This window comes from Mycobacterium colombiense, assembly GCF_001665835.1.
GTDB lineage: Bacteria > Actinomycetota > Actinomycetes > Mycobacteriales > Mycobacteriaceae > Mycobacterium > Mycobacterium colombiense_A.
The window spans coordinates 74,033-89,948 of sequence record NZ_LZSX01000065.1; the positions used below are offsets into that span (position 1 = coordinate 74,033).

General features: G+C 65.6%; 20 protein-coding genes. 13 read left to right on the forward strand and 7 right to left on the reverse strand.

Annotation, left to right across the window (positions count from 1 at the left end):
- Window positions 1-8: 8 nt before the first annotated feature.
- On the reverse strand, window positions 9-1,376 hold the full coding sequence (locus A5760_RS13210) for an HNH endonuclease signature motif containing protein (RefSeq protein ID WP_064881384.1): 1,368 nt from the start codon (window positions 1,374-1,376) through the stop codon (window positions 9-11).
- 201 nt (window positions 1,377-1,577) lie between these two features.
- Here A5760_RS13210 and A5760_RS13215 point away from each other — a divergent pair, with 201 nt between their 5' ends.
- Both A5760_RS13215 and A5760_RS13220 read left to right on the forward strand, forming a co-directional pair.
- Window positions 1,578-2,042 (forward strand): hypothetical protein, encoded by a 465-nt coding sequence (locus A5760_RS13215; protein ID WP_064881386.1) that lies wholly within the window; start codon window positions 1,578-1,580, stop codon window positions 2,040-2,042.
- Between the two features lie 112 nt (window positions 2,043-2,154).
- On the forward strand, window positions 2,155-3,285 hold the full coding sequence (locus A5760_RS13220; RefSeq protein WP_064881387.1) for a nitronate monooxygenase: 1,131 nt from the start codon (window positions 2,155-2,157) through the stop codon (window positions 3,283-3,285).
- Between the two features lie 16 nt (window positions 3,286-3,301).
- On the opposite strand, the gene A5760_RS13225 is transcribed toward A5760_RS13220, so the two are convergent.
- The 3 genes from A5760_RS13225 to A5760_RS13235 form a co-directional block, all read right to left on the reverse strand.
- Window positions 3,302-3,523, reverse strand: coding sequence for a hypothetical protein (locus A5760_RS13225; protein WP_064881389.1), 222 nt, complete (start codon window positions 3,521-3,523; stop codon window positions 3,302-3,304).
- A gap of 77 nt (window positions 3,524-3,600) precedes the next feature.
- Window positions 3,601-3,891, reverse strand: coding sequence for a hypothetical protein (locus A5760_RS13230; RefSeq protein ID WP_064881391.1), 291 nt, complete (start codon window positions 3,889-3,891; stop codon window positions 3,601-3,603).
- A 5-nt stretch (window positions 3,892-3,896) separates the two neighbouring features.
- Window positions 3,897-4,295, reverse strand: coding sequence for a hypothetical protein (locus A5760_RS13235; protein WP_064881393.1), 399 nt, complete (start codon window positions 4,293-4,295; stop codon window positions 3,897-3,899).
- A gap of 247 nt (window positions 4,296-4,542) precedes the next feature.
- Here A5760_RS13235 and A5760_RS13240 point away from each other — a divergent pair, with 247 nt between their 5' ends.
- The 3 genes from A5760_RS13240 to A5760_RS13250 are packed head-to-tail and all read left to right on the forward strand — an operon-like array spanning window position 4,543 to window position 7,440.
- On the forward strand, window positions 4,543-5,841 hold the full coding sequence (locus tag A5760_RS13240) for a cytochrome P450 (RefSeq protein ID WP_064881394.1): 1,299 nt from the start codon (window positions 4,543-4,545) through the stop codon (window positions 5,839-5,841).
- 12 nt (window positions 5,842-5,853) lie between these two features.
- The gene (locus A5760_RS13245) at window positions 5,854-6,867 is read left to right on the forward strand and encodes an alcohol dehydrogenase (protein WP_064881396.1); all 1,014 of its coding nucleotides are present in this window, start codon (window positions 5,854-5,856) and stop codon (window positions 6,865-6,867) included.
- 12 nt (window positions 6,868-6,879) lie between these two features.
- Window positions 6,880-7,440, forward strand: coding sequence for a YceI family protein (locus tag A5760_RS13250; RefSeq protein ID WP_064881398.1), 561 nt, complete (start codon window positions 6,880-6,882; stop codon window positions 7,438-7,440).
- A gap of 29 nt (window positions 7,441-7,469) precedes the next feature.
- On the opposite strand, the gene A5760_RS13255 is transcribed toward A5760_RS13250, so the two are convergent.
- Entirely contained in the window at window positions 7,470-8,597 is a 1,128-nt protein-coding gene (locus A5760_RS13255) for a DUF7159 family protein (protein ID WP_064881431.1), read from the reverse strand.
- A gap of 685 nt (window positions 8,598-9,282) precedes the next feature.
- Here A5760_RS13255 and ag85B point away from each other — a divergent pair.
- The 8 genes from ag85B to A5760_RS13295 all read left to right on the forward strand — a co-directional run bounded on the left by ag85B (window position 9,283) and on the right by A5760_RS13295 (window position 15,266).
- The gene (ag85B, locus tag A5760_RS13260) at window positions 9,283-10,275 is read left to right on the forward strand and encodes a diacylglycerol acyltransferase/mycolyltransferase Ag85B (RefSeq protein WP_064881400.1); all 993 of its coding nucleotides are present in this window, start codon (window positions 9,283-9,285) and stop codon (window positions 10,273-10,275) included.
- A gap of 230 nt (window positions 10,276-10,505) precedes the next feature.
- Entirely contained in the window at window positions 10,506-11,033 is a 528-nt protein-coding gene (locus tag A5760_RS13265; RefSeq protein WP_419538244.1) for a chorismate mutase, read from the forward strand.
- Window positions 11,034-11,138: 105 nt separating this feature from the next.
- Window positions 11,139-11,576, forward strand: a complete 438-nt coding sequence (gene rpfC / locus A5760_RS13270; RefSeq protein ID WP_064881404.1) for a resuscitation-promoting factor RpfC — start codon at window positions 11,139-11,141, stop codon at window positions 11,574-11,576.
- A 35-nt stretch (window positions 11,577-11,611) separates the two neighbouring features.
- The gene (locus A5760_RS13275) at window positions 11,612-12,085 is read left to right on the forward strand and encodes an SRPBCC family protein (RefSeq protein ID WP_196772084.1); all 474 of its coding nucleotides are present in this window, start codon (window positions 11,612-11,614) and stop codon (window positions 12,083-12,085) included.
- Between the two features lie 5 nt (window positions 12,086-12,090).
- The gene (locus tag A5760_RS13280) at window positions 12,091-12,924 is read left to right on the forward strand and encodes an SDR family oxidoreductase (protein ID WP_064881408.1); all 834 of its coding nucleotides are present in this window, start codon (window positions 12,091-12,093) and stop codon (window positions 12,922-12,924) included.
- Window positions 12,925-12,936: 12 nt separating this feature from the next.
- On the forward strand, window positions 12,937-13,359 hold the full coding sequence (locus A5760_RS13285) for a lipoprotein LpqH (protein WP_064881410.1): 423 nt from the start codon (window positions 12,937-12,939) through the stop codon (window positions 13,357-13,359).
- A 56-nt stretch (window positions 13,360-13,415) separates the two neighbouring features.
- On the forward strand, window positions 13,416-14,738 hold the full coding sequence (locus A5760_RS13290) for a cytochrome P450 (RefSeq protein WP_064881412.1): 1,323 nt from the start codon (window positions 13,416-13,418) through the stop codon (window positions 14,736-14,738).
- Window positions 14,739-14,822: 84 nt separating this feature from the next.
- Complete coding sequence (locus A5760_RS13295; RefSeq protein ID WP_064881414.1) at window positions 14,823-15,266, forward strand: nuclear transport factor 2 family protein; 444 nt, start codon at window positions 14,823-14,825, stop codon at window positions 15,264-15,266.
- An 83-nt stretch (window positions 15,267-15,349) separates the two neighbouring features.
- Here the strand turns inward: A5760_RS13295 and gcvH are convergent, their stop codons facing one another.
- Both gcvH and A5760_RS27345 read right to left on the reverse strand, forming a co-directional pair.
- Window positions 15,350-15,754 carry a glycine cleavage system protein GcvH gene (gene gcvH, locus A5760_RS13300; RefSeq protein WP_064881416.1) on the reverse strand — a complete coding sequence of 135 codons (405 nt, stop codon included), beginning with the start codon at window positions 15,752-15,754 and terminating at the stop codon, window positions 15,350-15,352.
- Between the two features lie 78 nt (window positions 15,755-15,832).
- On the reverse strand, window positions 15,833-15,916 hold an 84-nt coding region (locus A5760_RS27345; protein ID WP_231122629.1), incomplete at its 5' end, for a hypothetical protein.

Sequence of the window (15,916 nt, forward strand, 5' to 3'; positions counted from 1 at the left end):
ATCCGGCGCTATGGCTCCTCGGCTTCGTCATCGCCATCTACGAGGAGTTTCTCCGGGTGGTGGAAGCTGTTCACGCGGGGTTGGCCGCGGTCGAGGTGTGCGGGTGGGATCCATTCGGTGTCGCCGTTGGCGCGTTGTCGGGTGGTCCAGCCTTTGTCGAGGAGGCGGTGGTGGGGGCCGCAGGCCAGGGTGAGTTGGTCGATGTCGGTGCGATGGGTGTGTGCCCAGTCTTGGACGTGGTGGACTTCGCAGTAGTAGCCGGCGAGGTCGCAGCCTGGGGCGGTGCAGCCGCGGTCTTTGGCGTACAAGACGATGCGCTGGCCGGGTGAGGCCAGGCGTTTGGTGTGATACAGCGTCAGGGGTTTGCCGTGGTCGAAGATCGCCAGGTAGTGATGCGCGTGTCGGGCCAGCCGGATGACGTCGGTCATGGGTAGCAGGGTGCCGCCGCCGGTCAAACCGGTGCCTGTGGTGCGTTCGAGGTCCTCGAGTGTGGTGGTGATGATGATCGAGGCCGGTAAGCCGTTGTGCTGGCCGAGGTTTCCCGAGGCCAAAATTGCGCGCAGGGCGGCGTTGAGGCCGTCGTGGTTGCGCTGGCCGGTATTGCGGGTGTCGCGCTGAATCGCCTCTTGTGAGGGGGCGCCGTCCACGACCGGGGTGTCATCGTCGGGGTTGGCCATGCCAGGGGCGGCGAGTTTGGCCAGTACTGCCTCCCAGCTGGCTCTGGCTTCGGGCGTCAGCCATCCGCTCAGCCGCGACATGCCGTCGGCCTGCTGGTTGCCGAGCACCAGCCCACGCATCCGCGCCCGGTCGGCGTCGGTGTAGCTGCCGTCGGGATTGAGGCAGTCCATCAGGCGCCGGGCCAGCTTGGCGAGCTGATCGGGGCGAAATTCGGCGGCCTTGGCCGCCAGCTGCTTTTCGGCGTGCACACCGGTCTCGAGGTCGACCGATTCGGGCAACTGGTGGAAAAACCGCCGGATCAGCGCCACGTGATCGGCCCCGATCGCCCCGTCGCGCTGGGCCGCCGCGGTCGCGGGCAACACCGGCGCCAGCGGCTGCCCGGTCAAGGTCCTACGCGGCCCCAGATCGGCCGCCTCGGCGATGCGCCGTGCGGCCTCGGCCCGGGTGATACGCAACCGATCGGCCAACGCCCAGGACAACTTGCCACCCAACTCGCTTGGATCCGATTGCGCGGCCACCTGATTGATCAACTGGTGGCTGGGCACTTGAAGGCGACGCGTCAGCGTTTCGAGGCGTTCTAATTTCCGCAACCGCTCGGGGGTGGTCAATGCATCGAACGACAACGCGCAGACCCGGTCCATGTCGGCATCGAGAGCGTCGAAGGCTGCATCGACGTCATCCCGCGTACTCGAAAACATGTTCGAATACTACGACGGCCCACCGACAGGAAACGCCCCACCGAAACCACTGAAACAAAAGTGGCACAAGTGATTTCAGCTCACGAGTCGCAGATCGCCCGCCGGCGGTCCGCCGCCTCTTGCGCTGCCGAGAACAATGGGTCCAAGTGGCGACTGCGCTGCGGCGCGGTGCCCGGGATGGATCAGAGGTGGGTGAGAGCCATGGCCCCGTTGCTCATGGCCTGCGGCGGGTTCCTGTTCGCCGTCTTGTGGATGGACTTGATTTTCGACGTCCAAGTTCTCCGCTACCGGAAGGCCTCGACCGAACTGCCCGAGGCCGTGCTCGCGTCCATCGCGGCGTACTACCACCGAGCCACCACCACGTCGCGGCCGATGAACCGCCTGATCGCGCTCGTCATGCTCACGTTGCTGGGCACGCTTGTGCTGCAGGCCGCGCGCGGACACGACCCAGGCTGGCTGCTGGTGACCTCGGCCCCGATTGCCGGCATCCCGATCATGCTGGCGCTGACGCACACCGTTCCCGATGCGGTACAACTCGGGCGCCGCACGGACAGCCCGTCCGAGCAGACGCGCCTGGCGCGATCGATCTGCCGAGACCATCTGCTGTCCGCCACCTGCATGCTCGCGTTTCTCGTCCTGTGGGTGGCGACCAGCATGGCGATCTGACTTGCACGACGGGCCGTAGTAATAAGGCGCAGGTCAGGACCCGCTGGCCACGTCAGTGAGCTACGTACTAAACTAGAACACGTTCCAATTCGGCGAGCTCCCAGGAGTTGTAATGCACACCCCTATCTGCGACGAACTCGGGATCGAGTTCCCGATTTTCGCCTTCACCCACTGCCGCGACGTCGTCGTGGCGGTCAGCAAGGCCGGGGGGTTCGGCGTGCTCGGAGCGGTCGGCTTCACGCCCGAGCAGCTGGAGATCGAACTCAACTGGATTGACGAGAACATCGGCGACCACCCGTACGGCGTCGACATCGTGATCCCGAACAAGTACGAGGGCATGGACTCGAACCAGTCCGCCGAGGAGCTGGCCGAGACGCTGCGCAAGATGGTGCCGCAGGAGCACCTGGACTTCGGCAAGAAGATCCTCGCCGACCACGGCGTGCCGGTCGAGGACAGCGACGGCGACACGCTGCAGCTCCTCGGCTGGACCGAGGCGACGGCCACGCCGCAGGTGGAGGTGGCCCTCAAGCACCCGAAGGTGAAGATGATCGCCAACGCGCTCGGCACTCCGCCGGCCGAGATGATCAAGCACATCCACGACGCAGGGCTCAAGGTCGCGGCGCTGTGCGGCTCCCCCTCGCAGGCTCGCAAGCACGCCGACGCGGGCGTCGACATCATCATCGCCCAGGGCGGTGAGGCCGGCGGCCATTGCGGCGAGGTGGGCTCGATCGTGCTGTGGCCGCAGGTCGTCAAGGAGGTCGCGCCGGTCCCCGTGCTCGGCGCGGGCGGCATCGGCAGCGGCCAGCAGATCGCCGCCGCCTTGGCGCTGGGTTGCCAGGGCGCGTGGACCGGTTCGCAATGGCTGATGGTCGAGGAATCCTCGAACACCCCGGTCCAGCAGGCGGCCTACGTCAAGGCCGGCAGCCGAGACACCGTGCGCAGCCGCTCGTTCACCGGCAAACCGGCCCGCATGCTGCGCAACGACTGGACCGAGGCCTGGGAGGCGCCGGACAACCCGAAGCCGCTTGGAATGCCGTTGCAGTACATGGTTTCCGGGATGGCCGTGCGGGCGACGAACCGGTACCCCAACGAATCGGTCGACGTGGCATTCAACCCCGTCGGTCAGGTGGTCGGGCAGTTCTCGAAGGTGGAGAAGACCTCAACGGTCATCGAGCGCTGGGTGCAGGAGTACCTGGAAGCGACCAACAAGCTGGACGAACTCAACGAGGCCGCCTCCGTTTAGCGGAGGCGTCGCGCCCCTAGACGTCGTCGACTTCCTCGCGGCCGGTGAACACTTCCTTCGTCCGGTCCAGCGCGTACGTGCCGATGTCGATCGAATTCTGAACGATGCCGCTGGCGCCGCCGGCGAGGTCGCCGCGGATGATGTCGCTGGCGTGTTCGACGATGTCGGAGGCTTTCTCGACGGCGTTGGTCGCGATGTCCCTCGCCGCGTCGACTGCATCTTTGGGATTGAAGGCCACCTCGAGTCTCCTTTTGTTGCAGGGCGGTCCCTCTGACTCTAGACGGGGTCACGCACCATTTCTCGTCGGCGTCGCGCCTAGTAGTGCACCAACGAGCGCCAGTAGTCTTCGGGAATTTCGGCCCCGGAGCGCATTATTCGCGCCAGCCCGATGGCCATCGCGATGCCCAGCAGTCCCAGCCACAGCCCGGCCAGTGCGATGACGGCCCACAGCACGGCGGTGACCGTGGGCCACGGCGAGAGCACCGCAAGCACCGGCGCGAAGAAGAACCCCGTGCCGATATACCACGCCGACCCGGCGCGATCGGAGGCCAGCACGAAACGCAGCCACTGAGGAATCGGGTTTTGGGCGTGCGGGCGTTCGCGCATCGTCGTTATCCCGAAGGCGGGAAAAATCCTGCCCCGGTGAACCATCCGGGCTGCCAGCCCTGGGCTCCCAGGCACAACATGGGAAGTCCGTCCGGAGTCTGCGCCGCGGCCTGCGAGCCCGGGCATTTCGCGCCGGTCTGCTGGACCCCGTACAGCGGGTACGACGCCACCCAATATCCGGTGGTGGCCGCCGGGAACTGATTGGGTGGCGGGAAGTGACAGGCCTCGGCCTGGCCGCTGGGCCCTCGCCCGAAGATGAATCGCTCGTAGTTGTCGCACGGAGCGCCCAACGAAGCCTGATAGTTCATCCCCGGTACGTCACCGTCATATCCGGCGGTCGCGCACGGTGCCAAGCCGATCGTGATGCCCGCTATCGAAGCGGCGCTGAGCAGCTCCCGAATCATGTCCTACCCCGCCTGTCGTCGCCGATGACCTGCACCAAAGCATATCGGTCGGACCGTCGGCCACAAGACCGTTCCGGCGTGCGACCGCGATCGCCGGCGCAGACCCGCTTCTCGGTGAAAAACCGCCGGTAGAGAACACGTTCCAATTCGCACCCGGGGATCTTGCGTCAATGCTTCCCAACCAAGGTGCAGCAGTGGTTTCCTTGCACAAGGACGACTAGACCACTTCGTCATCGAGGAGCGGGCCATGCCAACCGTCGAGCCAACCGCCAAGCCGGTCCCCAATCTGCCTCCCGGCTTCGACTTCACCGACCCGGACATCCACGCCGAGCGACTCCCGGTGGAAGAACTGGCCGAGCTGCGCCGGACGGCGCCGATCTGGTGGAACGAACAGCCGGACGGGGTGGGCGGATTCGATGACGGCGGCTTCTGGGTGGTGTCCAAGCACAAGGACGTCAAAGAGATTTCGCGGCGCAGCGATGTCTTCTCCAGTCTGGAGAACACGGCCCTGCCCCGATACAAAGAGGGCACGGTGCGCGAGCAGCGCGAGACGGGCAAGTTCGTATTGCTCAACATGGACGCCCCGCAGCACACCCACCTCCGCAAAATCATTTCCCGCGGATTCACCCCCCGCGCCGTCGAGCTCCTCCGCGATGACCTGAACGAGCGCGCCCGGCGCATCGTCGCGGCCGCGGCGGCCGAGGGTTCCGGCGACTTCGTCGAGCAGGTGTCCTGCGAGCTGCCGCTGCAGGCGATCGCCGGGCTGATGGGGGTGCCGCAAGAGGACCGCATGAAGCTGTTCCACTGGTCGAACGAAATGGTGGGAGATCAGGATCCCGAGTTCGCCCGCAACGACGCGATGGGCGCCTCGGTCGAACTGATCACCTACGCCATGCAGATGGCCGCCGACCGTAAGCAGCACCCCGGGGACGACATCGTCACCAAGCTGATCGAGGCCGACGTCGACGGGCACAAGCTCTCCGACGACGAGTTCGGCTTCTTCGTGATCCTGCTGGCGGTCGCGGGCAACGAGACCACCCGCAACTCGATCACGCAGGGCATGATGGCCTTCACCGACTTCCCGGATCAGTGGGAGCTGTACAAGCGCGAGCGCCCCGTCACCACCGCCGACGAGATCGTGCGCTGGGCGACGCCGGTTACCTCATTCCAGCGGACCGCCCTGGAGGACTACGAGCTGTCCGGCGTGCAGGTCAAGAAGGGCCAGCGGGTCGTAATGGTCTATCGCTCAGCCAATTTCGACGAGGAAGTGTTCGACGATCCGTTCGCCTTCAACATCCTGCGGGATCCCAACCCGCACGTGGGATTCGGTGGCACCGGCGCACACTACTGCCTGGGGGCCAACCTGGCGCGGATGACCATCGACCTGATGTTCAATGCGATCGCCGACGCCATGCCCGATCTGGAATCGGCCGGCAAGCCCGAACGACTCCGGTCGGGCTGGCTCAACGGAATCAAGCACTGGCAGGTCGACTATCACACCAACGGCGCCGAGAAATGTCCTGTCGCGCAGCAGGGCCAGGGGTGACAAGCTAGGGACATGCCCACTCATCGAGCCGTCCACGTCCCCTCCGCAGGCGCCGCTTTGGAGCTGGTCGACGCGGAAACCAAACCACCGGGTCGCGATGAGGTACGGCTGACGGTCGCTGCGTGCGGCATCTGCGGCACCGACGCACACTTCGTCAACGGCGGGTTCCCAGGCATGTCCTGGCCGCTGACTCCCGGCCATGAAATCGCCGGCAAGATCGCCGAGATCGGCGATGACGTAAAGGATTTCGCGATCGGTGATCGCGTCGCGGTCGGCTGGTTCGGCGGATGTTGCTACCGCTGCAACCAATGCCGTAAGGGCCTGTTCATTCACTGCGAGAACGGCAAGGTGCCGAGTTGGCAGTACCCCGGTGGATACGCGGAGTCGGTGACCGTGCCGGTGAGTGCGCTGGCCCGCATCCCGGACGAGCTTTCCGACGCCCAGGCTGCCCCGATGGGTTGTGCGGGCGTGACCACCTACAACGCTTTACGGCACACCAAGGCGCTGCCCGGCGATCGGGTGGCGATTCTCGGCGTCGGCGGCCTGGGCCACCTCGGGGTGCAGTTCGCCCGGGCGATGGGTTTCGAGACGATCGCGATCAACCGCGGTACCGGCAAGGCCGACGATGCCCGGAAGCTGGGCGCCCATCACTACATCGACTCCACCGCCAACGATCCCGCCGAAGCGCTGAAGGACCTCGGCGGCGCGACCGTGGTCCTGGCCACCGCCGGCAATTCAAAAGCCATGGCCGCTACGGTCGGCGGCATACTCCCCCAAGGTGAGCTGGTCACCATCGGGGTCACGCCCGAACCGCTGCCGATCAGCCCGGTGCAGCTGATAACGCCGGGCGTCAGCATTGTCGGCCATCCCTCCGGGACGGCGAAGGACGTCGAAGACACGATGCATTTCGCGGTCTTGTCCGGCGTGCGGGCGTGGATCGAGGAACTTCCGCTGTCGCAGGCCAAGGAGGGCTATGCGGCCCTGGAAGAGGGTCGGGCGCACTACCGCACCGTGTTGACCATGTGACACAGTCGGTCCGTGACTTCCGACAAGAACTCGGTGTGGACGATCGGTCCGGCTGACGGTGAATTGTTGTTGCACACCGGTGTTGCCGGTAGGGCGGCACGGATGGGTCATCGTCTCACCATCGCGATGACGCGCTGGCGGGCCACCGTAAGCTGGGCCGGTTCTCGACCCGTCAGCGCGGAGCTTGTGGTCGAGACCGATTCGTTCGAGGTGCTGCGCGGCGAGGGCGGCGTCAAGGGGCTGTCTGGGACAGAGAAAGCGCTGGTGCGCTCCAATGCTCTGAAGTCTTTGTCTGCCAGTAGATTCCCCGAAATTCGCTATACCGCAGAGGTCATCGACCAAACCGACGACGGGTATCGCCTGACCGGCACGCTCGACATCCGGGGAGAGTCGCGAGAACACGTAATCGATCTGCACACACAAGATCTCGGGGACTCATCGCGGATGTCAGTCGAATCCACCATCCGTCAGTCCGGATACGGCATCAAGCCCTACTCGCTGTTGATGGGTTCGGTCCAAGTCGCGGACGAGGTGTCGTTGACTTTCTCCGCGGTTCGCGCCCAAGGCAATTGAGCGCTACCGGCCCGGCGGCGGAAGAAAAATCAGGGCTGTGAGTCGGTCGATGAGCGTGGGGCTGAATCTACCGACGGGTCCCCGGTGTCACCGGGAATGTGCTCCAGTACCCGGGTCAGGTATGGCTGTCGGTCGCCGCCGGCGCCCGGTTGCTCCTCCGGGGCGCGCGGCTCCGAAACCGGTTCCCCGGCAGGCGGCTTGGCCTGCGGAGCCACCTGCTTGGTCGGTGGGGCCGCCGGAAGCGGCGCGACGACCGTGACCGCCTCGGCGATCTGCGGCGTCGCCGGGTGCGTAGCGTGCTTCGGCGCGGCGACGGCGCTGGCGGGGCCGACGTGAATTCCCACCGCGAGTGACACCGAGCCGACGAAGCTGATGGCACCCGCCGCCAGCGCGGTCACGGCCCCGGCGTAGGACAAGTGCCGCTTCTGGGTGGGTGCCGGAACGGGTTCGCTGACATCCTCCACCAGCTGCTCGTCGGTGAACTCGGTACTGCGGGCCGCCGACAGCGCGGCGCCGCGCGCGATGGTCACCTGGGCCATCGACTGCACGAAAACCGGTACCGGCAAAGTCTTTTCGAGCTGCCAGGAGAGTCCATTGATGTCGCTGTGGCCGCCGATCACCACAACGCCGCCCGGCTGCCATCCGTTGCGGTCGAACATGCCGGTCAGCCAGCGGGTCAGACCGTCGAAGCAGCCGCGAACATGCTTGGTCGCGGTCTGGGTCTCCCCGTCGTGGGTGTCGACCATGACGACGGTCGTGGCGTCGTGGTCCAGAATGCAGACCGCCGTCTGTTCGTAGCCGATGACGGGCGCGATGGCCTGAGCCAACGTGTCGACGGCGTCCAGCAACCGGATCGGCACGACGTTGTCGAATCCCGCGTCGGTCAACGCCTCCAGCACCAGCGCGGCCTGCGCGGATGCTTCGTCGTTCCAGGTGACTCCGATGACACGCAGGCGGTGATCGCTTGCCGCCGCGGCCGTCTCGACCCGCAATACCTCGTCTACTACCTGCTCTGCGGTACCCACGGCGCGCACGCCGTGGCCAGCGCGCAGCGCCAGCTCCTGGTGATCCAGGATGGTGCCGTCCGCGCCGTGTCCTTCGGCGAGGACCCAACCAACGGTGGTCGGCGTCACTGACAGGCCAAGAACCGTGTCCAAATCTATGCCCCAATCGGTCCCGCGTCCGACGCCCTCAGCCGCACCGACGCGCACCATGAAGCCGCAGGTGCGGTGATTCGTGAGAGCCGGAACAGACACGGGATAGCGTGGTCTTCATCGGCTTGCTTCGAGAGAGCCTACGCGGTCGGCGCGAGTCCGGCTGCCCCGGTCAGCCATCGCCCGGGAATCGCCGGATGAACGGGGCGGTGCCCGGGAAGCGCGGGCGCGGCCGCCGACGTGCCACGGATGTGGGCGCCGGCCGGTCGGCGGCAAAAGCCACATCGTTTTATCGGCCGAGAAAATATTTATCGGTGTCGCGGTTGCGCGGCGACGCCTTGAAACGGTCAAAGATGCGAAGCGCAGCCGTCCGGTCGCGACGCATCCCGAAATCCGGCGCGGGCTTCATTTCGGGTGCTTTCTATAACGCGGCGTATCCCGGAGGTTCTCGGCGCTCACCGCGCCTGAGGAGCCGTGCTGCCTGGCACTTCTTGACCCGACGGGTTGGACCGTGGTCGAGCGGGTACGCGTCGCCTGTCGCCGCCCGGTTGTGCCGGGTGGCGAAATTATGAGGTGAAAAGCGATGCCGAAACGAGACGCGTTCGCGTCCTAATCGACATTTCGCGGACTCACACGGTAAATTCCTGTGAGACCACGATCACACTGACCACATCGACAAGGGGCAGGTATGACAGATCTGAGCGAGAAGGTCCGGGCCTGGGGGCGCCGGCTTTTGGTCGGCACAGCGGCGGCAGCCACACTGCCGGGCCTGATCGGTCTTGCCGGCGGTGCCCCGACAGCGAACGCGTTTTCGCGTCCGGGTCTGCCCGTCGAGTACCTGCAAGTGCCGTCCGCGGGCATGGGCCGCAACATCAAGGTCCAGTTCCAGAGCGGCGGCAACGGTTCTCCCGCGGTGTACCTACTGGACGGTCTACGGGCTCAAGACGACTACAACGGCTGGGACATCAACACACCGGCGTTCGAGTGGTACTACAAGTCGGGTCTGTCGATCGTCATGCCGGTCGGCGGCCAGTCCAGCTTCTACGCCGACTGGTACGGTCCGGCGTGCGGTAAGGCCGGCTGCACGACTTACAAGTGGGAGACCTTCCTGACCAGCGAACTGCCCGGGTATCTGGCCTCCAACAAGAGCGTCAAGTCCAACGGCAGCGCCGCGGTCGGTATCTCGATGTCCGGCTCCTCAGCGCTGATCTTGGCCGTGAACCACCCGGGACAGTTCATCTACGCCGGCTCGCTGTCGGCCCTGATGGACCCCTCCCAGGGGATGGGGCCCTCCCTGATCGGTCTCGCAATGGGCGATGCCGGCGGCTACAAGCCCGACGCCATGTGGGGGCCGTCGAGCGATCCGGCCTGGCAGCGCAACGACCCGACGCTTCAGGTCGGGGCGCTGGCCGGTAACAACACCCGCCTCTGGATCTACTGCGGTAACGGAACGCCATCTGAGTTGGGTGGGGCGAACATGCCCGCCGAGTTCCTGGAGAACTTCGTACGGAGCAGCAACCTGAAGTTCCGGGATGCCTACAACGCGGCCGGTGGCCACAACGCGGTGTTCAACTTCGACGCCAACGGGACTCACAGCTGGGAGTACTGGGGAGCCCAGCTCAACGCCATGAAGCCCGACTTGCAGGGCGCTCTGGGCGCCACCCAGGGCGGCGGCGGATAACCCTTCGCTCGGCTCGTTCACTACTGCGCCTGACAACTTCGTCAGGCGCAGTAGTGCGTTTAGGGGCCGATAGCCCGGTGGTTTCGTCGTCCGGGAACAAATGATCACTGTGACGACATCCCGTCGGAGCGTCCCGGCCGACTCGGGGCCACCGACACGCCAGAATCATCGTCATGCACCGCAGCGTTCGCCCGTCCCGCGTGGCCGCGGCCGCGCGCTGTGGTGCCGTGATGGGAGGCCTGGCGATGCTTGTGGCGCCGGTGCGGGCCGACTCGGCGAGCCGATTGACCCCCTTGCTCGACGCCGCCGCGCAACGGCTGCAGGTTGCCGAGCCCGTCGCCGCCTACAAGTGGAACCAGCACGGCGCCATCGAAGACCCGGCCCGCGTCCAACAGGAGCTGGCCGAACTGGGCGACGAGGCCGACGCGGAACACGTCGACCGCGACTACGTCACCCGGATTTTCGGGGACCAGATCGGTGCCACCGAGGCCATCGAATACAGCCGGTTCGCGGACTGGAAGCTGAACCCGGCAAGCGCTCCGGCCGACTCGCCGGACCTCTCCGCATCGCGGTCGGCGATCGACGCCTTCAACCGGACGATGCTGACCCAGATTTCGGCCAACTGGAACCTGCTGCACTCGCCGGAATGTGCCGCGCAGCGCGACGCCGCGCGAAGCGGCGTCATCCGGGCTCGTCAGCTCGACGGCCTGTACCAAAAGGCCCTGTCATCAGCGACGCAGTCGTATTGCCAGCAATAACTTAATTTTTCCTCACCGATTTCTAACGGTCCGATTTGGCCTGCCGATAACGCGGTTTCCGCAGATAGATGGCATATCTCGCGCCATTTTCGAATAGGTAACGCTTTGGCCACACGCGCCGAAATCCTGGACATGAATTATCTCTGCAAGTTTCTCGTCAAGTCCGTAGCGGTCGGCGGGTTCGTTGCAGCGTCGATGGTTTCGTCCACGGGTGTGGTGAGCGCGGAACCAGCTCCCAACTGGGACGCGATCGCCCAGTGTGAATCCGGTGGCAACTGGCACGCCAACACGGGTAACGGCGAATACGGTGGGCTGCAATTCAAACCGGGCACCTGGGCCCGCTACGGCGGCGTCGGTAACCCCGCTGCCGCGTCCAGGGAGCAGCAAATCGCCGTGGCCAACCGGGTTTTCGCCGAAGAGGGCGTGGAGGCCTGGCCAAAGTGCGGCGCGCAATCCGGCCTGCCAATCGGTTGGTACTCGCACCCGGCCCAGGGCATCAAGCAGATCCTCAACGGGCTGATCCAGGCGGCCGTCCCGCGCTGATGAAACGCACCTGCGGTCTATGTCCCAGCGCCTAGCTGTGTTTGGATCAGCCCATGGAAGGTTCGGCGACTGTTCATATGGCGGCGCCTGCGGCCAAGATCTGGGATCTCATCGCAGACGTCCGCAACACCGGAAAGTTCTCCCCGGAGGTTTTTGAAGCCGAGTGGCTGGGCGACGCGACCGGCCCGGCCCTCGGCGCGAAATTCCGCGGCCACGTCAAGCGCAACGAGATGGGCCCGGTGTACTGGACGACGTGCAAGGTCACCGCGTGCGAACCGGGTCGCGAATTCGGCTTCACGGTGCTGCTCGGTGACAGGCCGGTCAACAACTGGCACTACCGCCTCGCGCCCAGCGGCGGCGGGACCGACGTCACCGAGTCGTTTCGGCTCAACCCGGCGCCCTGGCTCGGCGTGTACTGGCTGTTCGGCGGCTTTCTGCGCAAGCGCCGCAACGTCCGCGACATGACCAAGACGCTGAACCGCATCAAAGACGTGGCCGAGGCGGGCTGACGCTCGTGAAATCGGTCTTCATCACCGGCGCGGGCAGCGGCATGGGCCGCGAGGGAGCAAAGCTGTTCCACGCCAAGGGTTGGCGCGTGGGCGCGGTCGACCGCAACGACGCCGGCCTGGCGACCCTGAGCGACGAACTCGGTGGCGATCGGCTGTGGACCCGGGCCGTCGATGTGACGGACAAAGCGGCCCTCGACGGCGCCCTGGCCGACTTCTGCGCCGGCAACACCGGTGGTGGCCTGGACATGATGTGGAACAACGCCGGCATCGGCGAATCCGGCTGGTTCGAGGACGTGCCCTATGACGCCGCGATGCGCGTCGTCGACGTGAACTTCAAGGCGGTACTGACGGGCGCGTACGCCTCGCTGCCCTACCTCAAGAAAACCCCCGGCAGCCTGATGTTCTCGACGTCGTCGTCCTCGGGCACCTATGGCATGCCGCGCCTGGCCGTCTACTCCTCCACCAAGCACGCGGTCAAAGGTCTGACCGAGGCACTGAGTGTGGAGTGGCATCGACATGGGGTGCGCGTCGCCGACGTCCTGCCGGGTCTGATCGACACCGCCATCCTCACGACGACGACCAACCACTCCGACGACGGTGGCGCGCCCATGACGGCCGAGCAACTGCGGGCCACCGCGCCCAAGAAGGGCATGCTCCGGTTGATGCCGGCAAGCAGCGTGGCCGAGACGGCGTGGCAGGCCTACCACAATCAGAAGCGGTTGCATTGGTATGTGCCGAAAAGTATTCGCCTGATTGACTTTTTCAAAGGTCTGAGTCCGGAATTCGTGCGACGCAGCATCGTCAAGTCCCTACCCAAGCTGGTGCCGAAGCAACAATAAGGAGGTCGGCTGGTGCAAAATCGGTTGCTCACAGTCGCTTTGGTCCTGTCGGCGGTCGTCGTCAGCCTCGCGGGCTGCAGCGCGGCGCAGACGACACCGCGCCGGGCCGCCCGTCTGACCATCGACGGCGCCACCCACACGACGCGCCCGCCCGCGTGCCACCAGGACCAGATGTACCGCAGCATCAACATTCCGGACCGCGATGGCGGAGTCGAAGCGGTGGTGCTGCTCAGCGGTTACCGGGTGATGCCGCAGTGGGTGAAGATTCGCAATATCGATGGCTTCACCGGCAGCTTCTGGCAAGGCGGGGTGGGAGACGCGCACGTCGACCTCACCAACGACGCGTACACCATCACGGGCAGCGCATACGGCGTCAACAGCAGCAACCCCAACAAAGTGGTGACCACCGACTTCAAAATCGTCGCGCAGTGCTGACTCTCGAGGTGGTCGGGGCCTAGGCTCGAAACGACACCCGGACGAGGGAGGGGCCAGTGAAGAAGCGATTGCACTGGTTCGCGATGCATGGCTTCATCCGTGGAGCCGCCGCGCTCGGGGCCCGGCGCGGTGATGTCCAGGCCAGACTGATCGCCGATCCGGCGGTGGCCGCCGACCCGGTCCCCTACTACGACGAGGTCCGCGCCCGGGGCAAGCTGGTGAAGGGCCGCGTCGCCTACCTGACGGCGGATCACGCGCTCGCCCATGAGCTGCTGCGGTCCGATGACTTCCGGGTGCTGATCTTCGGATCGAACCTGCCGGCGCCGTTGCGATGGCTGGAGCGCCGCGCCCGCGACGACCTCCTGCATCCACTGCGGGCACCGTCGTTACTGGCGGTCGAGCCACCCGACCACACCCGCTACCGCAAGACCGTATCGGCGGTGTTCACCCCCAGAGCGGTTGCCGCGCTGCGAGATCGGGTGGAGCAGACCGCCGCCGACCTGTTGGACCGGCTGGCCGGCGAGGTGGGTGTGGTGGACATCGTCCGGCGGTACTGCGCGCAACTACCGGTTTCGATCATCAGCGACATCCTCGGCGTGCCGGAGTCCGAACGGCGGCGGGTGCTGGAATTCGGTGAACTGGCCGCGCCGAGCCTCGACATCGGATTGCCATGGCGGCAGTACCGCAGCGTGCAGGACGGGATTGCCGGCTTCAGCTCCTGGCTCGACGAGCACCTGCAGCGGTTGCGCCTGGACCCCAGCGAAAATCTGATGAGCCAGCTGATCCAGACCGCCGAAAGCGGCTCTGCGGAAACGTATCTCAACGAGAAAGAATTGCAGGCGATCGCCGGTCTGGTGTTGGCCGCCGGTTTCGAGACCACAGTGAATCTGCTCGGCAATGGCATCCGCATGCTGTTGGACGCGCCTCAGCACCTCGACACCCTGCGGCGGCGCCCCGAGCTGTGGCCCAACGCCGTCGAAGAGATCCTGCGGCTGGAGTCGCCGGTGCAGCTCACCGCGCGGTTGGCGCTCAACGATGTCGAGATAGCCGGCCGGCGGCTAGAGCGCGGCGATTTGGTGGTGGTGTATCTGGCCGCCGCCAATCGGGATCCCGCCGTGTTCCCCGACCCGCACCGCTTCGACATCGAAAGGGACAACGCCGGAAGGCATCTCGCCTTTTCCGGTGGCCGGCACTTCTGCCTTGGCGCGGCCCTCGCGCGTGCCGAGGGCGAAGTCGGACTGCGCACGTTTTTCGACCGCTTCCCCGAAGTGCACGCGGCGGGCGCCGGAAGCAGGCGCGAAACCCGCGTCCTGCGGGGATGGTCGTCCTTGCCGGTGAACCTGGGGCCGGCCCGGTCGATGGCTGCGGTGGACGGCTAGCGGTCCACCGCCGCGTGAGCCCGGCCAACTTATTGACACCGGGCCGACAACAGAGTTGTATTTGCCGTTATGACAGAGGTATCTATGATCGTGGTCGAGGATGTCGTACGTGGGCTGTGGCAGGCCCTTTCGCGGCGCGATTGGGAAGCGATCAAGACCTTCCTGTCCGACGACTGCCTCTATGTCGACATGCCGGTTCCCGCGCTGTCGGCCCGCGGGCCGGAGGACATCGTCAAACGCCTCCGGATGGGTCTCGAGCAGTTGGCCGGCTATGAGAACCACACCGGCGTACTGGTGTCCAACGGCTCCGACGTGCTCTACGAGCATTCCGAGACATGGACATTCGCCACCGGCGAGCAGGGCGTGCTGCGATTCGCGACGGTGCACAAGGTCGTTGACGGCAAAGTGACTGTCTGGAAAGACTATTGGGACATGAACAGCCTGGTCGCCTTCGCTCCCCCGAACCACTTCGAGGGTTTGGCGACCGGCGACGTGAGTTGGGTGTACGACGCGTCAGCGTTGATCTGAGAGGTTTTCCGAAGCGCGCATTTTCAGTGTCCCAGGGGCCGCAGCGCTGTAGGCACGCCGGTGTTTGTAGGTCTCAAGCACCTTCATTCGGTGAGTGTGCGGCGGTACGTGTCCGCGTCCAGCAGTGGCGCGATACCCGAGTCGAGGGCCTCGACCTCGGACACCTCGAGCTGGATCTCCAGCAGCCAGCCGGCGCCGTAGGGGTCGGAGTTCACCAACTGCGGGCGGGCGTCCAAATCGCTGTTTACAGTGGCCACCTTGCCTGAGAGCGGCGCGTACAGGTCCGACATCGATTTGGTCGATTCCACTTCGCCGAAGGATTCGCCGGCGGTCAGTTCGGCACCGACGTCAGGCAGCTGAACGAAAACGATGTCGCCTAGTGCCGATTGCGCGAAGTCGGTGATTCCGACCCGCGCCCTGTCTTCCGCGCTGCGCTGAACCCACTCGTGTTCGGCGGTGTAGTACAGGTCGGGCGGCAGTTCGCTCACGGCAATCCTGTTCTGGTCGCGGTCTTTTGCTCGTCGGACAGGCGAGACTGAGGAGTGTCAAAAGGCGGAACCCGGCGCTTAGACGGCGCGCTTGAGGTCGTCGACCTTGTTCAGTTGCTCCCAGGGCAGTTCGATGTCGGTGCGGCCGAAGTGCCCGTAGGC